The 16,709-nt window shown below is 72.0% G+C and carries 12 protein-coding genes; 9 read left to right on the top strand and 3 right to left on the bottom strand.

All coding sequences use genetic code 11. The features are described from left to right. Positions 1-128 precede the first annotated feature (128 nt). Positions 129-1,271: a phospholipase D-like domain-containing protein gene (locus ACZ67Q_RS19945; RefSeq protein ID WP_471183691.1), complete on the top strand. Its 1,143-nt coding sequence runs from the start codon at positions 129-131 to the stop codon at positions 1,269-1,271. 72 nt (positions 1,272-1,343) lie between these two features. Here the strand turns inward: ACZ67Q_RS19945 and ACZ67Q_RS19950 are convergent, their stop codons facing one another. Further along, positions 1,344-3,017 carry a M4 family metallopeptidase gene (locus tag ACZ67Q_RS19950; RefSeq protein WP_471183694.1) on the bottom strand — a complete coding sequence of 558 codons (1,674 nt, stop codon included), beginning with the start codon at positions 3,015-3,017 and terminating at the stop codon, positions 1,344-1,346. Between the two features lie 128 nt (positions 3,018-3,145). Here ACZ67Q_RS19950 and ACZ67Q_RS19955 point away from each other — a divergent pair, with 128 nt between their 5' ends. Beyond that, positions 3,146-3,577 carry a gamma-glutamylcyclotransferase family protein gene (locus ACZ67Q_RS19955; RefSeq protein ID WP_471183697.1) on the top strand — a complete coding sequence of 144 codons (432 nt, stop codon included), beginning with the start codon at positions 3,146-3,148 and terminating at the stop codon, positions 3,575-3,577. 1 nt (position 3,578) lies between these two features. On the opposite strand, the gene ACZ67Q_RS19960 is transcribed toward ACZ67Q_RS19955, so the two are convergent. Then, positions 3,579-5,747 (bottom strand): molybdopterin oxidoreductase family protein, encoded by a 2,169-nt coding sequence (locus ACZ67Q_RS19960; protein ID WP_471183700.1) that lies wholly within the window; start codon positions 5,745-5,747, stop codon positions 3,579-3,581. A 160-nt stretch (positions 5,748-5,907) separates the two neighbouring features. Beyond that, entirely contained in the window at positions 5,908-6,579 is a 672-nt protein-coding gene (locus ACZ67Q_RS19965) for a SanA/YdcF family protein (RefSeq protein ID WP_471183703.1), read from the bottom strand. Between the two features lie 161 nt (positions 6,580-6,740). On the opposite strand from ACZ67Q_RS19965, the gene ACZ67Q_RS19970 reads away from it, so the two are divergent. The 7 genes from ACZ67Q_RS19970 to ACZ67Q_RS20000 all read left to right on the top strand — a co-directional run bounded on the left by ACZ67Q_RS19970 (position 6,741) and on the right by ACZ67Q_RS20000 (position 16,709). Then, positions 6,741-7,589 (top strand): sirohydrochlorin chelatase, encoded by an 849-nt coding sequence (locus tag ACZ67Q_RS19970; protein ID WP_471183705.1) that lies wholly within the window; start codon positions 6,741-6,743, stop codon positions 7,587-7,589. A 166-nt stretch (positions 7,590-7,755) separates the two neighbouring features. Continuing rightward, complete coding sequence (locus tag ACZ67Q_RS19975; protein ID WP_471183708.1) at positions 7,756-8,403, top strand: acetate uptake transporter; 648 nt, start codon at positions 7,756-7,758, stop codon at positions 8,401-8,403. Then, positions 8,400-10,400 carry an acetate--CoA ligase gene (gene acs / locus ACZ67Q_RS19980; protein ID WP_471183711.1) on the top strand — a complete coding sequence of 667 codons (2,001 nt, stop codon included), beginning with the start codon at positions 8,400-8,402 and terminating at the stop codon, positions 10,398-10,400. Before ACZ67Q_RS19975 ends, acs begins: the two co-directional genes overlap by 4 nt. A gap of 128 nt (positions 10,401-10,528) precedes the next feature. Beyond that, complete coding sequence (locus ACZ67Q_RS19985) at positions 10,529-11,785, top strand: deoxyguanosinetriphosphate triphosphohydrolase (protein ID WP_471183714.1); 1,257 nt, start codon at positions 10,529-10,531, stop codon at positions 11,783-11,785. 145 nt (positions 11,786-11,930) lie between these two features. Further along, entirely contained in the window at positions 11,931-13,196 is a 1,266-nt protein-coding gene (locus ACZ67Q_RS19990; RefSeq protein WP_471183717.1) for an NAD(P)/FAD-dependent oxidoreductase, read from the top strand. A 200-nt stretch (positions 13,197-13,396) separates the two neighbouring features. Then, a complete protein-coding gene (gene dnaG / locus ACZ67Q_RS19995) occupies positions 13,397-15,316 on the top strand; it encodes a DNA primase (RefSeq protein ID WP_471183720.1) in 1,920 nt (639 codons plus the stop codon). Between the two features lie 220 nt (positions 15,317-15,536). Further along, positions 15,537-16,709: an RNA polymerase sigma factor gene (locus ACZ67Q_RS20000; protein ID WP_471184223.1), complete on the top strand. Its 1,173-nt coding sequence runs from the start codon at positions 15,537-15,539 to the stop codon at positions 16,707-16,709.

The raw sequence follows: 16,709 nt of genomic DNA on the forward strand, positions 1-16,709 counted from the left end.
GGTCCACCGGTGTGAACGGGCTGACGTCGACGCGCGTCTCCCCCTCACGGTCATGGGCATGGCGAACGCGTGGGGAAGTGTGGTCTCATCGGGTGCCGCCATCCATGACGATCTCCGGGAGCCCCTGCGTGCGCAAGCGTCTGCTCGTGACGGCCCTACTGGCCACCACCATGTTCCTGCCGACCACCGGTGTCTCGAGCGCGGCCGACGCGCCCATCGTCACGGGAGCGGTGTTCAACAACCCCAAGGGCACGACGTCCGAACAGAACGCCGTCAAGGACCACATCGTCAAGGCGATCGACGACACCCAGTCCGGCCGCCTGATTCGCGCCAGCCTCTACGCGCTGAAGGATCAGGACTACGCCGACGCCCTCATCCGCGCCCACCGGCGCGGTGTCGACATCCGCGTGGTGCTGGACCCGACGTACGCCGACTCGCCGGCCGTGGCGAGCCTGAAGGCGGAGCTGGGCACCAGCATGTCCGCTTCCTCGTGGGTGCACGTGTGCGGCAGCCAGGGCGCCTGCATCGCGACGGGTGGCACCAACCCGATCAACCACAACAAGTTCTTCACGTTCTCCCGCGTCGGCGACGCGGGCGTGGCCGAGGACGTGGTCATCCAGGCCTCCGCCAACCAGACCTCGGTCAACGTCGACAAGTACTTCAACAACGCCTACACGGTGGTCGGCAACACCGACCTCTACACGGCGTACGTGAACTACTTCAACGACCTCGCGGCGGAGAAGCGCACGAACAACTACTACACGACCGCCAAGGCCGGCACCGAGAAGTACTACTTCTTCCCGCAGTCCACCGGGGACGTCGTCGTCGACGTCCTCGACAACGTCTCCTGCACGGGCAACACGGTCGTCGGCACATCCACGCACAAGTCCATCGTCCGCGTGGCCGCCTTCGCCCTGCACCGCGACGCGGTCGTCCAGGCGCTGGTCGGCCTGGCCGCCCAGGGCTGCTCGGTGCAGATCGTGTACGCCAACAGCAACGACGAGGCCACCCTCAAGGGCCACACCAACCTCTCGCTGAAGAAGCTGAACACCGCCGACGGCTACCTGGTGCACTCCAAGTACTTCACCATCGAGGGAAACTACGCCGGCCACCCCGACACCAAGTGGACCTTCACCGGCTCGCACAACCTCGACGACTCCTCCCTGCGGGACAACGACGAGGCTCTGCTGCGCCTGGAGGGCGACGCCCCGCACGACGCGTACGCGCAGAACTTCAACCTGCTCAGCTCGTACGCGACGACCGTCTCCTGACCGGGAAACGGCACGCGAACGCCGTACCGGTGAGGACAGGTCCCCTCGCCGGTACGGCGTCGTCCGTTCAGGTCAGTTCACGTTGACGGCGTTCCACGCCGCCGCCACCGCGTTGTACTCCGCGCTGCCCGCGCCGTAGAGGTCCTTCGCGGCGTTCAGGGTCGCCGCTCGCGCGCCCGCGTAGTTCGTCGACGACGTCATGTAGACCGTGAGCGCCCGGTACCAGATCTTGCCGACCTTGTCCCGCCCGATCCCGGTGACGCTCGAGCCGTTGTACGTCGGCGAGTCGTAGCTGACGCCGTTGATGGTCTTCGCGCCGCTGCCCTCGGCGAGCAGGTACGCGAAGTGGTTGGCGACGCCGGAGGAGTAGTGCACGTCGAGGTTGCCGACCGTGCTGCTCCAGTAGTCCGCGGAGTTGCCGTCCTTGGAGGGCTTGTCCATGAAGCGCAGGGCGGCCTTGCCGAAGCCGGGCTTCACGATCTTCTCGCCGATGAGGTAGTCACCGGTGTCGGAGGAGTTGTTCGCGTACCACTCCACCATCGTGCCGAGGATGTCGGAGGTGGCCTCGTTGAGCCCGCCGGACTCCCCGGAGTAGGTCAGCGCGGCGGTCTTCGAGGTGACGCCGTGGGTCATCTCGTGCCCGGCGACGTCGAGCGCGACCAGCGGACCGAAGGTGGTCCCGTCACCGTCGCCGTACGTCATGCAGAAGCAACTGTCGTCCCAGAACGCGTTGTTGTAGGCGTTGCCGTAGTGGACGCGGTTGTACGAGCCCTTGCCGTCGCCGGCGATGCCGTTGCGGCCGTGCACGTTCTTGTAGTAGTCCCAGGTCTCGTCGGTGCCGTACTGGGCGTCGACGGCTGCCGAGGCGCGGTCGGCGGTGGCGCCGGTGCCCCAGTGGTTGTCGGCGTCCGTGAAGACCGTCGAGGGTGCCCGGCTGAAGCAGATGCCGAGGAAGCACAGGTCGGTCTTGTTCGCCGCGTCACCGGTGTACGTGTTGCCGCGGGTGGGGTCCTTGAGCTGGTACGACGAGCCGGACTGGGTGGTCTCCAGCGCTACCGTGCCGCTGTAGAGCGACTTGCCGTCGCCGCTGACGTGCTCCAGGGTGTCCCAGGCGTCGATCTGGGCCCCGCTGGTCGCGTCGGTGAGGACCGTGCGGGCCACCGGGTTGCCCTGGGCGTCCTGCGCGACGGCGTTGGTGCGCCAGGCCAGCTTCGGCGCTCCGTGCAGCGCGTCGACGACCAGCTCGGGCTTGGCGGTCAGCTTGCGCAGGGTCTCGCCGAGGTTCACCGCACGCAGCGCGTTCGCGGCCAGGTCGGCGGCCCTGGGTCCGGCGACCTTGGGGGTGACGCTCGGCAGGGAGAGGGCGGACCTCGTCGCCCGGGAGGCGCTGCGGTAGCTGCCGTCGGGGGCGAGGTGGATCACGAAGTCACCGCCCAGCACGGGCAGTTGGTGGTAGGTGCGGTCGTAACGCACGTGTTGGGTGCCGTCCTTGTCCACGATCACGTCGCGGATCGTGGTCTTCACGGCGCCGGTCAGCCCGAGGGCGGTCGCGTGGGAGCGCAGGACGTCCGTGGCGTGGGCGATGGCGGTGGCCCGGCTGGGCCGGTCGGCCGCCTGTGCGGCGGGGGAGAGGGCGGCGGCCAGCAGGGCCGCGGTGGTGGCGGCCACGCCGGCGGCGGCGAGACGGGATCTGCGGGAGCTGCGGTGGGTGCGGGACTCCGGGTCGTGCTGCCGTATCCGACTCATCGTTCTCCTCGGAAGGGCGCCTTGGGGCGCGTGGGGGCGGCGCAGATGTTGACCCAGATTTAAGAGGCCATGACATGTCATGTCCATAGCGCGTACGGGGAGGTGTGTGTGGAGTCAGAATCGTTTCTGTGACCCTCCCGCCCCCGCCGCACCTCCCGTTCTTCGTCTACGGCACCCTGCGCCCCGGCCAGCCCAACCACGAGCTGTTCCTGCGCGGCCGCACGGCGCGCGAGGAACCGGCGCGGATGCCCGGCCTGAGGCTCTACGAGGGGCCCGGCTACCCCTACGCCGTCGAGGAGCCCCGGGGAGCGGTGAGCGGTGAGCTGGTGACGGCACGGCCCGAGGACTACGGCGAACTGCTCATCGCACTCGACCAGTTGGAGGACTGCGTCCCCGGCGACCCGCGCAGCCTCTACGAACGCGTCGCACGCCAGGCCGTGCGCGAGAGCGACGGCACCCCGGTGCGCGCCTGGGTGTACGTCGCCGCGCCCGCGGTCGCGGCACGACTGCGGGCGCGGGGAACGCCGATCGAGGGCGGGGACTGGCTCACCAGCAGATGAGCTACGCGGGAGCGACCGCCTCCAGCCGTACCGCGCACACCTTGAACTCGGGCATCCGCGACGTCGGGTCGAGGGCCGGGTTGGTCAGCGTGTTGGCGCGGCCCTCGCCCGGCCAGTGGAACGGCATGAACACCGTGTCCGGGCGGATCGCGGTCGTGATCCGGGCCGGCGCCACCGCCCGCCCGCGCCGCGACACCACGGCCACCGGGTCGCCCTCCGCCGCGCCCAGCCGGGCCGCGAGACGCGGATGCAGCTCCACGAACGGACCCGGCGCCGCCCGGTTCAGCTCCTCCACCCGCCGGGTCTGCGCGCCCGACTGGTACTGGGAGACCACCCGGCCCGTGGTCAGCAGCACCGGGTACTCCTCGTCCGGCTCCTCCGCCGCCGGCCGGTGCGACACCGGCACGAACCGGGCCCGGCCGTCGGGCGTCGCGAACCGGTCGAGGAACAGCCGGGGCGTGCCCGGATGCGGGCCGGGCGCCTCGCGGGCCGGGTCGTCGTCCAGCAGGGGCGCGTCGAGGACGGCGTCCTCGCCCTCGTCCGTGCCGGGTCCGTCCTCGACCGGCGCCGGACACGGCCAGAACACGCCGTCCTCCTCGGCCAGTCGCCGGTAGGTGATCCCGGAGTAGTCGGCCGGCCCGCCCGCGCTCGCCCGGCGCAGCTCCTCGAAGACCTCCTCCGGGTCGGCCGGGAAACCCTTCTCCACCCCGAAGCGGGCCGCCAGTTCGTGCAGGACGTCCAGGTCGCTGCGGACCCCCTCGGGCGGCGTGAGCGCCCGCCGGCGCAGCAGCACCCTGCCCTCCAGGTTCGTCGTCGTGCCGGTCTCCTCCGCCCACTGCGTCACCGGCAGCACGACGTCCGCGAGGGCCGCCGTCTCCGACAACACGACGTCGCACACGGCGAGGAAGTCCAGCGAGCGCAGCCGCTCCTCGATGTGCGCGGCACGCGGCGCCGACACCACCGGGTTGGAGCCCATCAGCAGCAGGGCGCGGATGTCGGTGCCGAGCGCGTCCAGCAGCTCGTAGGCGCTGCGCCCCGGCCCCGGCAGCGTGTCCGGGTCCACGCCCCACACCGCGGCCACATGCCGCCGGGCCGCCGGATCGTCCAGCTTGCGGTAGCCGGGCAACTGGTCGGCCTTCTGGCCGTGTTCCCGCCCGCCCTGCCCGTTGCCCTGCCCGGTCAGACACCCGTACCCGGACAGCGGCCGCCCCGCCCGCCCCGTCGCCAGGCACAGGTTGATCCACGCGCCCACCGTGTCCGTCCCCTTGGACTGCTGTTCCGGGCCGCGCGCGGTGAGCACCATCGCCGCCTCCGGCTCGCAGAACATCCGCACCGCCTCACGCAGTTCGGGCACGGACACGCCCGTGATCCGCTCCACGTACTCCGGCCAGTGCGCCATCGCCGCCGCGCGCGCCTCCTCCCAGCCCGCGGTGCGCTCACGGACGTAACCCTCGTCGACCCGGCCCTCCGCGACGACCAGGTGCAGCAGGCCCAGCGCCAGCGCCAGGTCGGTGCCCGGCCGGGGCGCCAGATGCAGGTCGGCCTGCTCGGCGGTCCGCGTCCGGCGCGGGTCGACGACGATCAGCGTGCCGCCGTTCTCCCGCAGCTCCTGGAAGTAGCGCAGCGCCGGAGGCATCGTCTCGGCGAGGTTGGAGCCGACGAGGATCACACAGCCGGTCTTCGGGATGTCCTCCAGCGGGAACGGCAGCCCCCGGTCAAGACCGAACGCCTTCGTGCCGGCCGCAGCGGCCGACGACATGCAAAAACGCCCGTTGTAGTCGATCTGGGACGTGCCGAGCACCACCCGCGCGAACTTGCCGAGCGTGTAGGCCTTCTCGTTCGTGAGGCCGCCCCCGCCGAACACCCCCACCGCGTCCGGACCGCTCTCCACGCGCGCGTGGCGCAGCCCCCCGGCGATCCGGTCCAGCGCCTCCTCCCAGGAGGCGGGCACCAGCGCGCCCCCGGCGGAGCGCACCAGCGGTGAGGTCAGGCGCACCCGGGAGGACAGCACGGCCGGCGCGGTGCGCCCCTTGCCGCACAGCGCGCCCCGGTTCACCGGGAAGTCCGCGCGCTCCGTCACCTCCACCGTCCCCTGGGGGGTGGGCGTCAGATTCATCCCGCACTGCAGGGCGCAGTACGGGCAGTGCGTGGGCGTCGCGGTGTTCTGCATGCCCCTCAGCCTGCGTCGGCCGTGTTACGGGCCCGCACGACGTGGTGTTACACGGCCCGAACGGCGACCTCCCCGCGCCCGGCCGGGCACCGTGAGGCGACGGTCGGAGGAGGCCGGGCCCGGTCGGGCGGCGGCCGCCGACGGCCGGACAGGGCGAGGGTCAGCGGCCGCTCGCCAGGGCCCGCGCCACGCCCGGCTCCTTCGGGCCGAGGAAGCGCGGGTCGGGCCGGAAGAGGGCGTCCAGCGCCGCCTTGCCGGCCGCGAAGACCTCCCGGGTGCCGCCGTAGTACCAGGTGGCGTCGTGCCACTCGTCCACACCGACGCCGTACGACGTCACCCCCGCCGCCTCGCAGAGCGCCACCGCCCGCCGGATGTGGAAGCCCTGGCTGATCAGCACGGCCCGGTGCACCCCGAAGATCTTCCGGGCCCGCACACAGGAGTCCCAGGTGTCGAAGCCGGCGTAGTCGCTGACGATCCGCTCGGTCGGCACCCCGTGCTTGCGCAGGTAGGTGCGCATGGCGTCCGGCTCGTCGTAGTCCACACGGCTGTTGTCCCCGGTCACCAGCACGACCTCGATGCGCCCCGCCCGGTACAGCGCGGCCGCCGCGTCCAGCCGGTGCGCCAGATACGGCGACGGTTCCCCGTCCCACAGGCCCGCGCCGAAGACGACGGCGACCTCGGTGTGCGGCACGTCGGCCGCACCGCGCAGCCGCTCGCCCGCGACGGTGTACAACCAGGTCGAGGGGAGCAGCGCCAGCACGCACACGGCCATCGCCGCCTGCACCAACCGGCGCTGTCCGGTACGCGTCCGGGGCAGTCTCCAACGGCGCATCGTTTCTCCGGCCCCTCCTGATCGGTCCCGATCCATCAGGACGCGCCGGCATCCGATCCGGTTCGCTCACGTCGCACACGGGCCCGCGGTGAGCCCCACGAAAAGACAGCCGTCACGGCCCCGCAACGGGGACGCAACCTCACCCGGCCAGGATCCCTTCCATGACGGCGTCGAACCCTCCCCGTGACGAAGCCCCCCTCGACACCACGGCGCACCTGATGACCGCGATCGGCACCGAGCTGGCCGGCCGGCTCCGCCTGGTCCGCCCCGACGGCCGGCGCCGTCCCGCCCCTCCCGCCCTGGTCCTCGTGGCCCACGGAAGCCGCGACCCGCGCGCCCTGAGCACCGTGCGCACCCTGCTGGAACGGGTCCGCGAACTGCGCCCCGCGCTGCCCGTGCACCTCGGCCACATCGAGCTCAACGCCCCCCTGCTCTCCGACACCCTCACCGCCCTGGGCGACACGGAGGCGGTGCTGGTCCCGCTGCTGCTCACCCGCGGCTACCACGTCAAGCACGACATCCCCGAGCTGGCGGCGGCCTCCCCGGTACGCGCACGCGTGGCCGCCCCGCTGGGCCCCCACCCGCTCCTGGTGGAGACCCTGTACGCCCGCCTCACCGAGGCCGGCTGGCCGGTGCGGACGACGGAGAGCGAGCGCCGGGCGAGCGCCGTGGTCCTGGCCGCGGCCGGCTCCCGCGACCCGGACTCCACGGCCGACACCCGCCGCACGGCCCACCTCCTCGCCGACCGCCTGGGCGTACCGGTCGTCGCGGCGTACGCCTCGGCGGCGACCCCGACGGTGGAGACGGCCCTCCGTGCCCTGACCGCGAGGGGCCGCCACCGCATCGCCGTGGCCTCCTGCTTCACGGCCCCGGGCCGCTTCGCGACGCAAGTCGCGGCGGCGGCTCCGTGGATGGCGGCACAGCCCCTGGGTGCCCACCCGGCGATGGCGCGGCTGGTGCTGCAGAGGTACGACCAGGCGCTGCGGATGCCGGTGACGAGCGCCGCCTAGAAATCCGCTTCCGGGAAACTCGGGGGGTGCCCCGACCGCGCCGGACGTTCGTCGTGCAGGCGGCACCGGTCACTCCGTGCAGGCTGTGCGCGAGGCGTCCACACGCATAGGTGGTGCCTACAATGGATCTGCATCCTTGTGATCCATGTCACAGCAGGAGGCGCACATGAGCACCCCGACCACCGAACAAGGAAAAATCGCCGACCCCGGTCCGCTCGGCCTCGCCGCCTTCGCCGCGACGACCTTCGTTCTCAGCACCTTCAACGCGAATCTCATCCACGACAAGACACTGGTCGCCGTCGTCCTGCCGCTCGCCCTCTTCTACGGCGGGCTCGCGCAACTCCTCGCCGGCATGTGGGAGTTCCGCAAGGGCAACACATTCGGCGCCACCGCGTTCGGCTCCTTCGGCGCCTTCTGGCTGTCGTACGCGGCCTACGCGAAGTTCGTCGCGCCCGGTCTGCCGGCGTCCACCGCGCACCAGGCCACCGGCCTGTTCCTGCTGGTGTGGGCGGTCTTCACGGTCTACATGACCGTCGCGGCGACCCGCACGACAGGGGCGGTCCTCGCCGTGTTCGTCACGCTGTCCGCGACGTTCATCGTCCTGTGCGTCGCCGAATTCGCGCAGTCCCCGAACACCGCCAAGGCCGGCGGCTGGCTGGGTCTGGTCACGGCCGTGTGCGCCTGGTACGCGTCCTTCGCCGGCGTCACCAACTCCACGTACCAGCGTGCCGTCATGCCGGTCTTCCCGAACCTCGGTGAACACCTGCGGCCGCACCGCACGCACCATCGCGGACCCTTCGGAGCCCACGCATGACCGACTCCGGTGGCGGAACACTCTCCAACCTGCTCCACGAGGAGCGACGGTTCCCGCCGCCCCCGGAGCTGGCCGACGCGGCGAACGCCACCGCGGCGGACTACGAACGCGCCGACGCCGACCGCCTCGCCTTCTGGGCCGAGGCGGCCCGCCGGCTGGACTGGGCACGGCCCTTCGACGAGGTCCTGGACTGGAGCCGTGCCCCGTTCGCCCGCTGGTTCACCGGCGGGCGCCTGAACGCGGCGTACAACTGCCTGGACCGGCACGTGGCGGCCGGTCTCGGGGAGCGGGTCGCATTCCACTGGGAGGGCGAGCCCGGCGACACCCGCACGATCACCTACGCCGACCTGACGGCGGAGGTCTGCCGGGCGGCAAACGCCCTGCGCTCGCTCGGGGTGCGCACCGGCGACCGGGTGGCGATCTACATGCCGATGATCCCGGAGACGGTGGTGGCGATGCTGGCCTGCGCCCGCATCGGCGCCCCGCACACCGTGGTCTTCGGCGGCTTCTCCGCCGAGGCGCTGCGCGGCCGGATCCTCGACTGCGACGCGCGTGTGGTGATCACGGCCGATGGCGGCTACCGCAGGGGCAAGCCCTCGGCGCTGAAACCCGCGGTCGACGAGGCGCTGCGCGAGTGTCCCGACGTACGCAGCGTCCTGGTCGTCCGGCGCACCGGACAGGAGGTGGACTGGACCGACGGCCGGGACGTGTGGTGGCACGACCTGGTGGACACCCAGCCCTCCGAGCACGAGGCCGAGGCGTTCGACAGCGAACACCCGCTGTACATCATGTACACCTCCGGTACGACGGCCCGCCCGAAGGGCATCCTGCACACCACCGGCGGCTACCTCACCCAGGTCGCCTGGTCGCACTGGGCGGTGTTCGACGTCAAACCGGAACGGGACGTGTTCTGGACGGCGGCGGACATCGGCTGGGTCACCGGCCACTCGTACATCGTCTACGGCCCGCTGGCCAACGGCGTCACCTCCGTGATGTACGAGGGGACACCGGACACCCCGCACAAGGGCCGCTGGTGGGAGCTGGTCGAGAAGTACCGTGTGTCGATCCTCTACTGCGCGCCCACCGCGATCCGCACCTTCATGAAGTGGGGCGGTGACGTCCCGGCCGAGTTCGACCTGTCGTCGCTGCGCCTGCTGGGCTCCGTCGGTGAGCCGATCAACCCGGAGGCGTGGATCTGGTACCGCAAGCACATCGGCTCCGACCGCTGCCCGGTCGTGGACACCTGGTGGCAGACGGAGACCGGCGCCCAGATGATCAGCCCGCTGCCGGGCGTGAGCGTCTGCAAGCCCGGCTCGGCCCTGCGGCCCCTGCCCGGCATCGCGGCCGACGTCGTCGACGACAGCGGCAAGCCGGTGCCCGACGGCTCCGGCGGCTACCTGGTCCTGACCGACCCGTGGCCCGGGATGCTGCGCACCATCTGGGGCGACGAGCAGCGGTACATCGACACGTACTGGTCCCGCTTCCCCGGGATGTACTTCGCCGGGGACGGCGCCAAGAAGGACGAGGACGGCGACATCTGGCTGCTGGGCCGGGTCGACGACGTCATGAACGTCGCCGGGCACCGCATCTCCACCACGGAGGTCGAATCCGCCCTCGTCTCCCATCCGACGGTCGCGGAAGCAGCCGTGGTCGGCGCGACCGACCCGACGACCGGGCAGGGCGTCGTGGCCTTCGTCATCCTGCGCGGCGACGCGGCAGACCCGGGGGCCGGCGGGCCGGCCGGCGCAGAAGAGGTGGCGGCCGAACTGCGCGCCCACGTCGCCAAGGAGATCGGCCCGATCGCCCGGCCCCGGCAGATCATGGTCGTCGCCGAACTCCCCAAGACCCGCTCCGGCAAGATCATGCGCCGCCTGCTGCGGGACGTGGCCGAGAACCGCGCGCTGGGCGACGTCACGACACTCACGGACTCCTCCGTGATGGACGAGATCCGCGAGCGGCTGCCCTCCGCGGGTTCGGCGGGAGAAGAGGAGGCATAGGCACGACGGGCACGGCCGTGACACCGCTCCGGCCGGCCCGGCCCGGAACCCGCGCCCGGAAACCGGAAACGGAAACTCGGCAGACGCGTAGGCGCACGTTTGTCACACCCCGCGCTTACTGTCGAGACATGCCGTACGACGCGCAGGACACCGAACGCTGGGCCCCCGAACCGGAAAAGCGCCCCGGCCGCACCGCATTCCAACGCGACCGGGCCCGAGTCCTGCACAGCGCGGCCCTGCGAAGGCTCGCCGGCAAAACCCAGGTCGTCACCCCCGGCGGGACCGGCGCGTCCGCCTGGGACGCCAGCCCCCGCACCCGCCTCACCCACTCCCTGGAGTGCGCCCAGGTGGGCCGGGAGCTCGGCGCGGCCCTCGGCTGCGACCCGGACCTCGTGGAGGCCGCCTGCCTCTCGCACGACCTCGGTCACCCGCCCTTCGGTCACAACGGCGAGCAGGCGCTGAACGAGTTCGCGCAGGACTGCGGTGGCTTCGAGGGCAACGCCCAGTCCCTGCGGCTGCTCACCCGCATCGAACCCAAGCGGTTCACCGAGGAGGGCTCCGTCGGCCTCAACCTCACCCGCGCCGCCCTGGACGCCGCCACCAAGTACCCCTGGCCGCGCGGCGCCCACCCCACCGACCCGGCCTCGGGGAAGTTCGGGGTGTACGAGGACGACCGCCCGGTCTTCGACTGGGTGCGCAAGGAGGCCCCCGGCGCGCGCACCTGCTTCGAGGCACAGGTCATGGACTGGTCCGACGACGTGGCCTACTCGGTGCACGACGTGGAGGACGGACTGCACGCCGGCCACATCGACCCCGTCTGCCTGCACGCCGAGCCCGAGCGGCAGGACGTCTTCCAGGTCGCGATCAGCCGGTACGTGCCCGCGGACACCGACCCCGAGGAGCTGGCCGCCGCCCTCGACCGCCTCCAGGACGAGGAGTGGTGGCCGCACGGCTACGACGGCTCGGCCGTCGCCCAGGCCCGGCTGAAGGACGCCACCAGCCAGCTCATCGGCCGGTTCTGCCTGTCCGCCGAGGGCGCCACGCGGGAGGCGTACGGCGCGGGACGGCTCACCCGGTACGCCGCCGAGCTGGTCGTGCCGTGGGAGACCCGCCTGGAGTGCGCGGTGCTGAAGGCGGTCGCCGACCGGTACGTCATGCAGCGCGACGAGCAGGAACGGCTGCGTGCCGACCAGCGCATCGTCGTCCTGGAGCTGGCCGCCGCGCTCACCGCCCGCGCCCCCGAGGGCCTGGACCCGCAGTTCCGCGCCCTGTTCGACAAGGCCGGCGACGACCGCGCACGCAAACGGGTGATCGTCGATCAGATCGCCTCCCTGACCGACGCCTCGGCTCGTTCCCTTCACGCCAGGCTGACGAGACAGACGTGACACTGGGAGGCGCATGTGCCGTAACCACCCATCCGGACGCAACCCAATGTGACCCTCCGTGGCCTGATCGGGCCACACCCTCTTCCCCCATCACGCTCCGTGCGGGACGCTCCCCTGTGGCGGCACCCTTACGAGGAGGCATCAAGTGGTCGACGCGGACCAGACATTCGTCATCGTCGGAGGCGGCCTGGCCGGCGCCAAGGCGGCCGAGACGCTGCGGGCGGAGGGCTTCAACGGGCGCGTGATACTGATCTGCGACGAGCGCGACCACCCCTACGAGCGCCCCCCGCTGTCCAAGGGCTACCTCCTCGGCAAGGAGGAGCGCGACAGCGTCTTCGTGCACGAACCCGCCTGGTACGCGCAGAACGACATCGAGCTGCACCTCGGCCAGACCGTCGACGCGATCGACCGTGCCGCCAAGACGGTCCGCTTCGGTGACGACGGCACGCTCGTCCACTACGACAAGCTCCTGCTGGCGACCGGCGCCGAGCCGCGCCGGCTGGACATCCCGGGCACCGACCTGGCCGGCGTGCACCACCTGCGCCGCCTCGCGCACGCCGAGCGGCTCAAGGGCGTGCTGAGCGCGCTCGGCCGGGACAACGGCCACCTCGTGATCGCCGGCGGCGGCTGGATCGGTCTGGAGGTCGCCGCGGCGGCCCGGGAGTACGGCGCCGAGGTCACGGTGATCGAACCGTCGGCGACCCCGCTGCACGGTGTCCTCGGACCCGAACTGGGCAACGTCTTCGCGCAGCTGCACCGTGAGCACGGCGTGCGCTTCCACTTCGGTGCGCGGCTCACCGAGATCGTCGGCCAGGACGGCGTGGTCCTCGCCGCCCGCACCGACGACGGCGAGGAGCATCCGGCGCACGACGTGCTGGCGGCCATCGGGGCGGCGCCCCGCACCAGCCTCGCGGAGGCGGCCGGGCTGGAGATCGCCGACCGGGCGCACGGTGGCGGGGTCGTGGTGGACGAGCGGCTGCGCACGTCCGACCCGGACATCCACGCGGCCGGTGACGTCGCCTCCTTCCCGCTCGCCCTGTTCGGCACCCGGCTGCGGGTCGAGCACTGGGCGAACGCGCTGAACGGCGGCCCCGCGGCCGCCCGCGCGATGCTCGGCAAGGACGTCGTCCACGACCGGGTGCCCTACTTCTTCACCGACCAGTACGACCTCGGCATGGAGTACAGCGGCTGGGCGCCGCCGGGGACGTACGACGAGGTGGTGATCCGCGGGGACGCCGCGAAGCGGGAGTTCATCGCCTTCTGGGTGAAGGAGGGCCGCGTCCTGGCCGGGATGAACGTGAACGTGTGGGATGTCACAGAGCACATCCAGAAACTGATCCGCTCGGGCAGGCCGGTGGACCTGGACGCCCTGGCCGACCCGCACGTCCCGCTGGACAGCCTGGCTTCCTGAGCCTCCGGAAGGCCGGCCCCGACCCCGTGCCGTGGTCCCGGGGGGCAACCCCCGGGCCCCCGGCCGGGGGCGGGAGGTCTCGTCCGAGGAGTGCCGGTCCGGCCCCGTGCCGTGATCCCCGGGGGGCAACCCCCGGGCCCCCGGCCGGGCGCGGGACGTCTCGCCCCAGGAGTGTCGGTCCGGCCCCGTAGAATCTCCACGTGGCAGGACGGATCAGAGACGAGGACGTGAAGGCGGTTCGGGACGCTGTCCCGATCGACGCCGTCGTCTCCGAGTACCTCCAGCTGCGCAACGCCGGCGGTGGCAACCTCAAGGGCCTGTGCCCCTTCCACGACGAGAAGACGCCGTCCTTCCAGGTCAGCCCGAGCAAGGGACTCTTCCACTGCTTCGGCTGCCAGGAGGGCGGCGACACCATCGCCTTCGTGATGAAGGTCGATCACCTGACCTTCTCCGAGGCCGTCGAGCGCCTCGCCGGCCAGGCCGGCATCACCCTGCGCTACGAGGAGGGCGGCTACAACCCCGCCCACCAGCGCGGCGAACGCATCCGCCTGGTCGAGGCGCACAAGGTCGCCGCCGAGTGGTACGCCGAACAGCTCGCCACCAGCCCCGAGGCCGACACCGGCCGGATCTTCCTCGCCGAGCGCGGCTTCGACCAGAACGCCGCCCTGCACTTCGGCGTGGGCTACAGCCCCCAGGGCTGGGATCACCTCGTGCGCTATCTGCGCGGCAAGGGCTTCAGCGACAAGGAGCTGCTGCTCTCCGGCCTCGCCCAGGAGGGCCGCCGCGGCCCCATCGACCGCTTCCGGGGCCGTCTGATGTGGCCGATCCGCGACATCGGCGGCGACGTCGTCGGCTTCGGCGCCCGCAAGCTGTACGAGGCGGACAACGGCCCGAAGTACCTCAACACGCCCGACACGGCGATCTACCGCAAGAGCCAGGTGCTGTACGGCATCGACCTGGCGAAGAAGGACATCGCGAAGTCCTCCCGCGCGGTCGTCGTCGAGGGCTACACCGACGTCATGGCCTGCCATCTCGCCGGGGTCACCACGGCCATCGCCACCTGCGGCACCGCCTTCGGCACCGACCACATCAAGATCCTGCGCCGCCTGCTGATGGACAACGGCAGCGCGCGGGTGATCTTCACCTTCGACGGTGACGCGGCCGGCCAGAAGGCGGCCCTGCGCGCCTTCGAGGACGACCAGAAGTTCGCCGCCGAGACGTACATCGCGATCGCGCCCGACGGCATGGACCCGTGCGAACTGCGCCTCGTGAAGGGCGACGAGGCGGTCGCCGACCTGGTCGAACCGCGCACCCCGCTGTTCGAGTTCGCGCTGCGCCAGATGGTCGCCCGCTACGACCTGGACACCCCGGCCGGCCGCGCGGCGGCCCTCGACGAGGCGGCCCCCGTCGTCGCCCGCATCAAGAACAGCGGCGCCCAGCACGAGGTCGCCGTGCAGCTCGCCGGGATGCTCGGCATCCTCGACACGCAGTTCGTCGTCAAGCGGGTCGCCCAGCTGGCCCGCTGGGCCCGCGACCGCGGCGGCAAGGGCCCGGCGCCGGCCACGCAGCCGGACCGGCAGCAGCCGGACCGGCAGCAGTGGGCGGCCACCGGCGGCCCGGCGTTCTCCGGCCCGGCCCTCACCCTGCGCAACCCCGTCTACGCCACCGAACGCGAACTGCTCAAGCTCGCCCTGCAACGCCCCGAACTGGTCTCCCCGGCCTTCGACGCGTACGGCGTCGACGAGTTCACCGCCCCGCCCTACGCCGCCGTACGCCAGGCGATCCTGGACGCGGGCGGTGCCGAGCAGGGCCTGACGGACGCGCAGGAGTACCTGGTCCGGGTCCGTGAGGCCGCCCCCGACGACCGGGTCCGCGCGATGGTGACGGAGCTGGCCGTCGAGGCGATCCTGCGCCGCACGGTCGACGAGACCTACGCCGGCACGGTCCTGGTCACCGTCCGCCGCCGGGCCGTGGAACGCCGGATCACCGAGGTCCAGTCCCAGCTGACCCGCCTCGGCGCCGCCGGCGACCCGGCCGCCCTGGCCGCCGTACAGAACGAGCTGTGGGTGCTTCAGCAGTACGACCAGGCGCTTCAGGCGCACGGAGCCGCGGCGCTCTGACCCGGAGCGGCCCCGTGCGGCCCCGGCGCTCCGGTCCTGCGCGCCCGCCGGGATCACCAGCCGGTCACGAAGCGGACGCAAAAAGTCATCGCACGCCCCTCGTTTCCGCGATGTGTCGTACTCCACACTGGGGTGCGGTGCCTGAGTCCCCGGAGCGCGGCCGATCCGTCCCCACGCGTCCCACACCCGCGCGGTCCGCTCACCTCAGCAGCGATCACCCCTGGAGGTCGCCCCCGTGCAGACCCAGACCCTCGTCCAGAACGACAGTTCCGACGGCGCGGAAGCGGAAGCGGACGCCGAGGCCGGTCTCCTGGCCGCCGTTCCGCCGCAGAGCCCCGCCGCGCACCACCCCGAGGCCATGCCCGAGCCCGGCGAACCGCCGGCCGAGGCTCTCACCGAAGCCGAAGCCGAAGCCGAAGCCGAAGCCGAAGCCGAAGCCCGGGCCGAGGCCGTCTCGGTGCCCGCCCGGGCCGAGAGCACCGGGCCCTCCGCCGACCTGTTCCGCCAGTACCTGCGGGAGATCGGCCGCATCCCGCTGCTCACCGCCGCCGAGGAGGTCGACCTCGCCCGGCGGGTGGAGGCCGGCCTGTTCGCCGAGGAGAAGCTCGCGAACACGCCGGACCTGGACAGCCGGCTGGCCCACGACCTGGACCGGCTCGTCGTCCTGGGCCGTCTCGCCAAACGGCGGCTCATCGAGGCCAACCTGCGTCTCGTCGTGTCGGTCGCCAAACGCTACGTCGGCCGCGGGCTGACCATGCTCGACCTCGTGCAGGAGGGCAACCTCGGTCTGATCCGGGCCGTGGAGAAGTTCGACTACGCCCGCGGCTACAAGTTCTCCACCTACGCCACCTGGTGGATCCGCCAGGCCATGTCCCGGGCGCTCGCCGACCAGGCCCGCACCATCCGCGTGCCCGTCCACGTCGTCGAACTCATCAACCGGGTCGTGCGGGTACAGCGCCGCATGCTCCAGGAACGCGGCTACGAGCCCACCCCCGAGGAGGTCGCCGGCCAGCTCGACCTGCCGCCGGAGCGGGTCGGCGAGGTGCTGCGCCTCGCGCAGGAGCCGGTGTCGCTGCACGCGCCGGTGGGCGAGGAGGAGGACGTCGCGCTCGGCGACCTGATCGAGGACGGCGACGCCGCCTCCCCCGTGGAGTCGGCCGCGTTCCTGCTGCTCAGGGAGCACCTGGAGGCGGTGCTGTCGACGCTCGGGGAGCGTGAGCGCAAGGTCGTCCAGCTGCGCTACGGGCTCATCGACGGCCGCCCGCGCACCCTGGAGGAGATCGGCCGCCTCTTCGGCGTGACCCGGGAGCGGATACGGCAGATCGAGTCCAAGACCCTCGGCAAACTCCGCGACCACGCCTTCGCCGACCAGCTGAGGGGCTACCTGGACTGA

The sequence above is a fragment of the Streptomyces sp. NPDC036813 genome, from assembly GCF_055609245.1.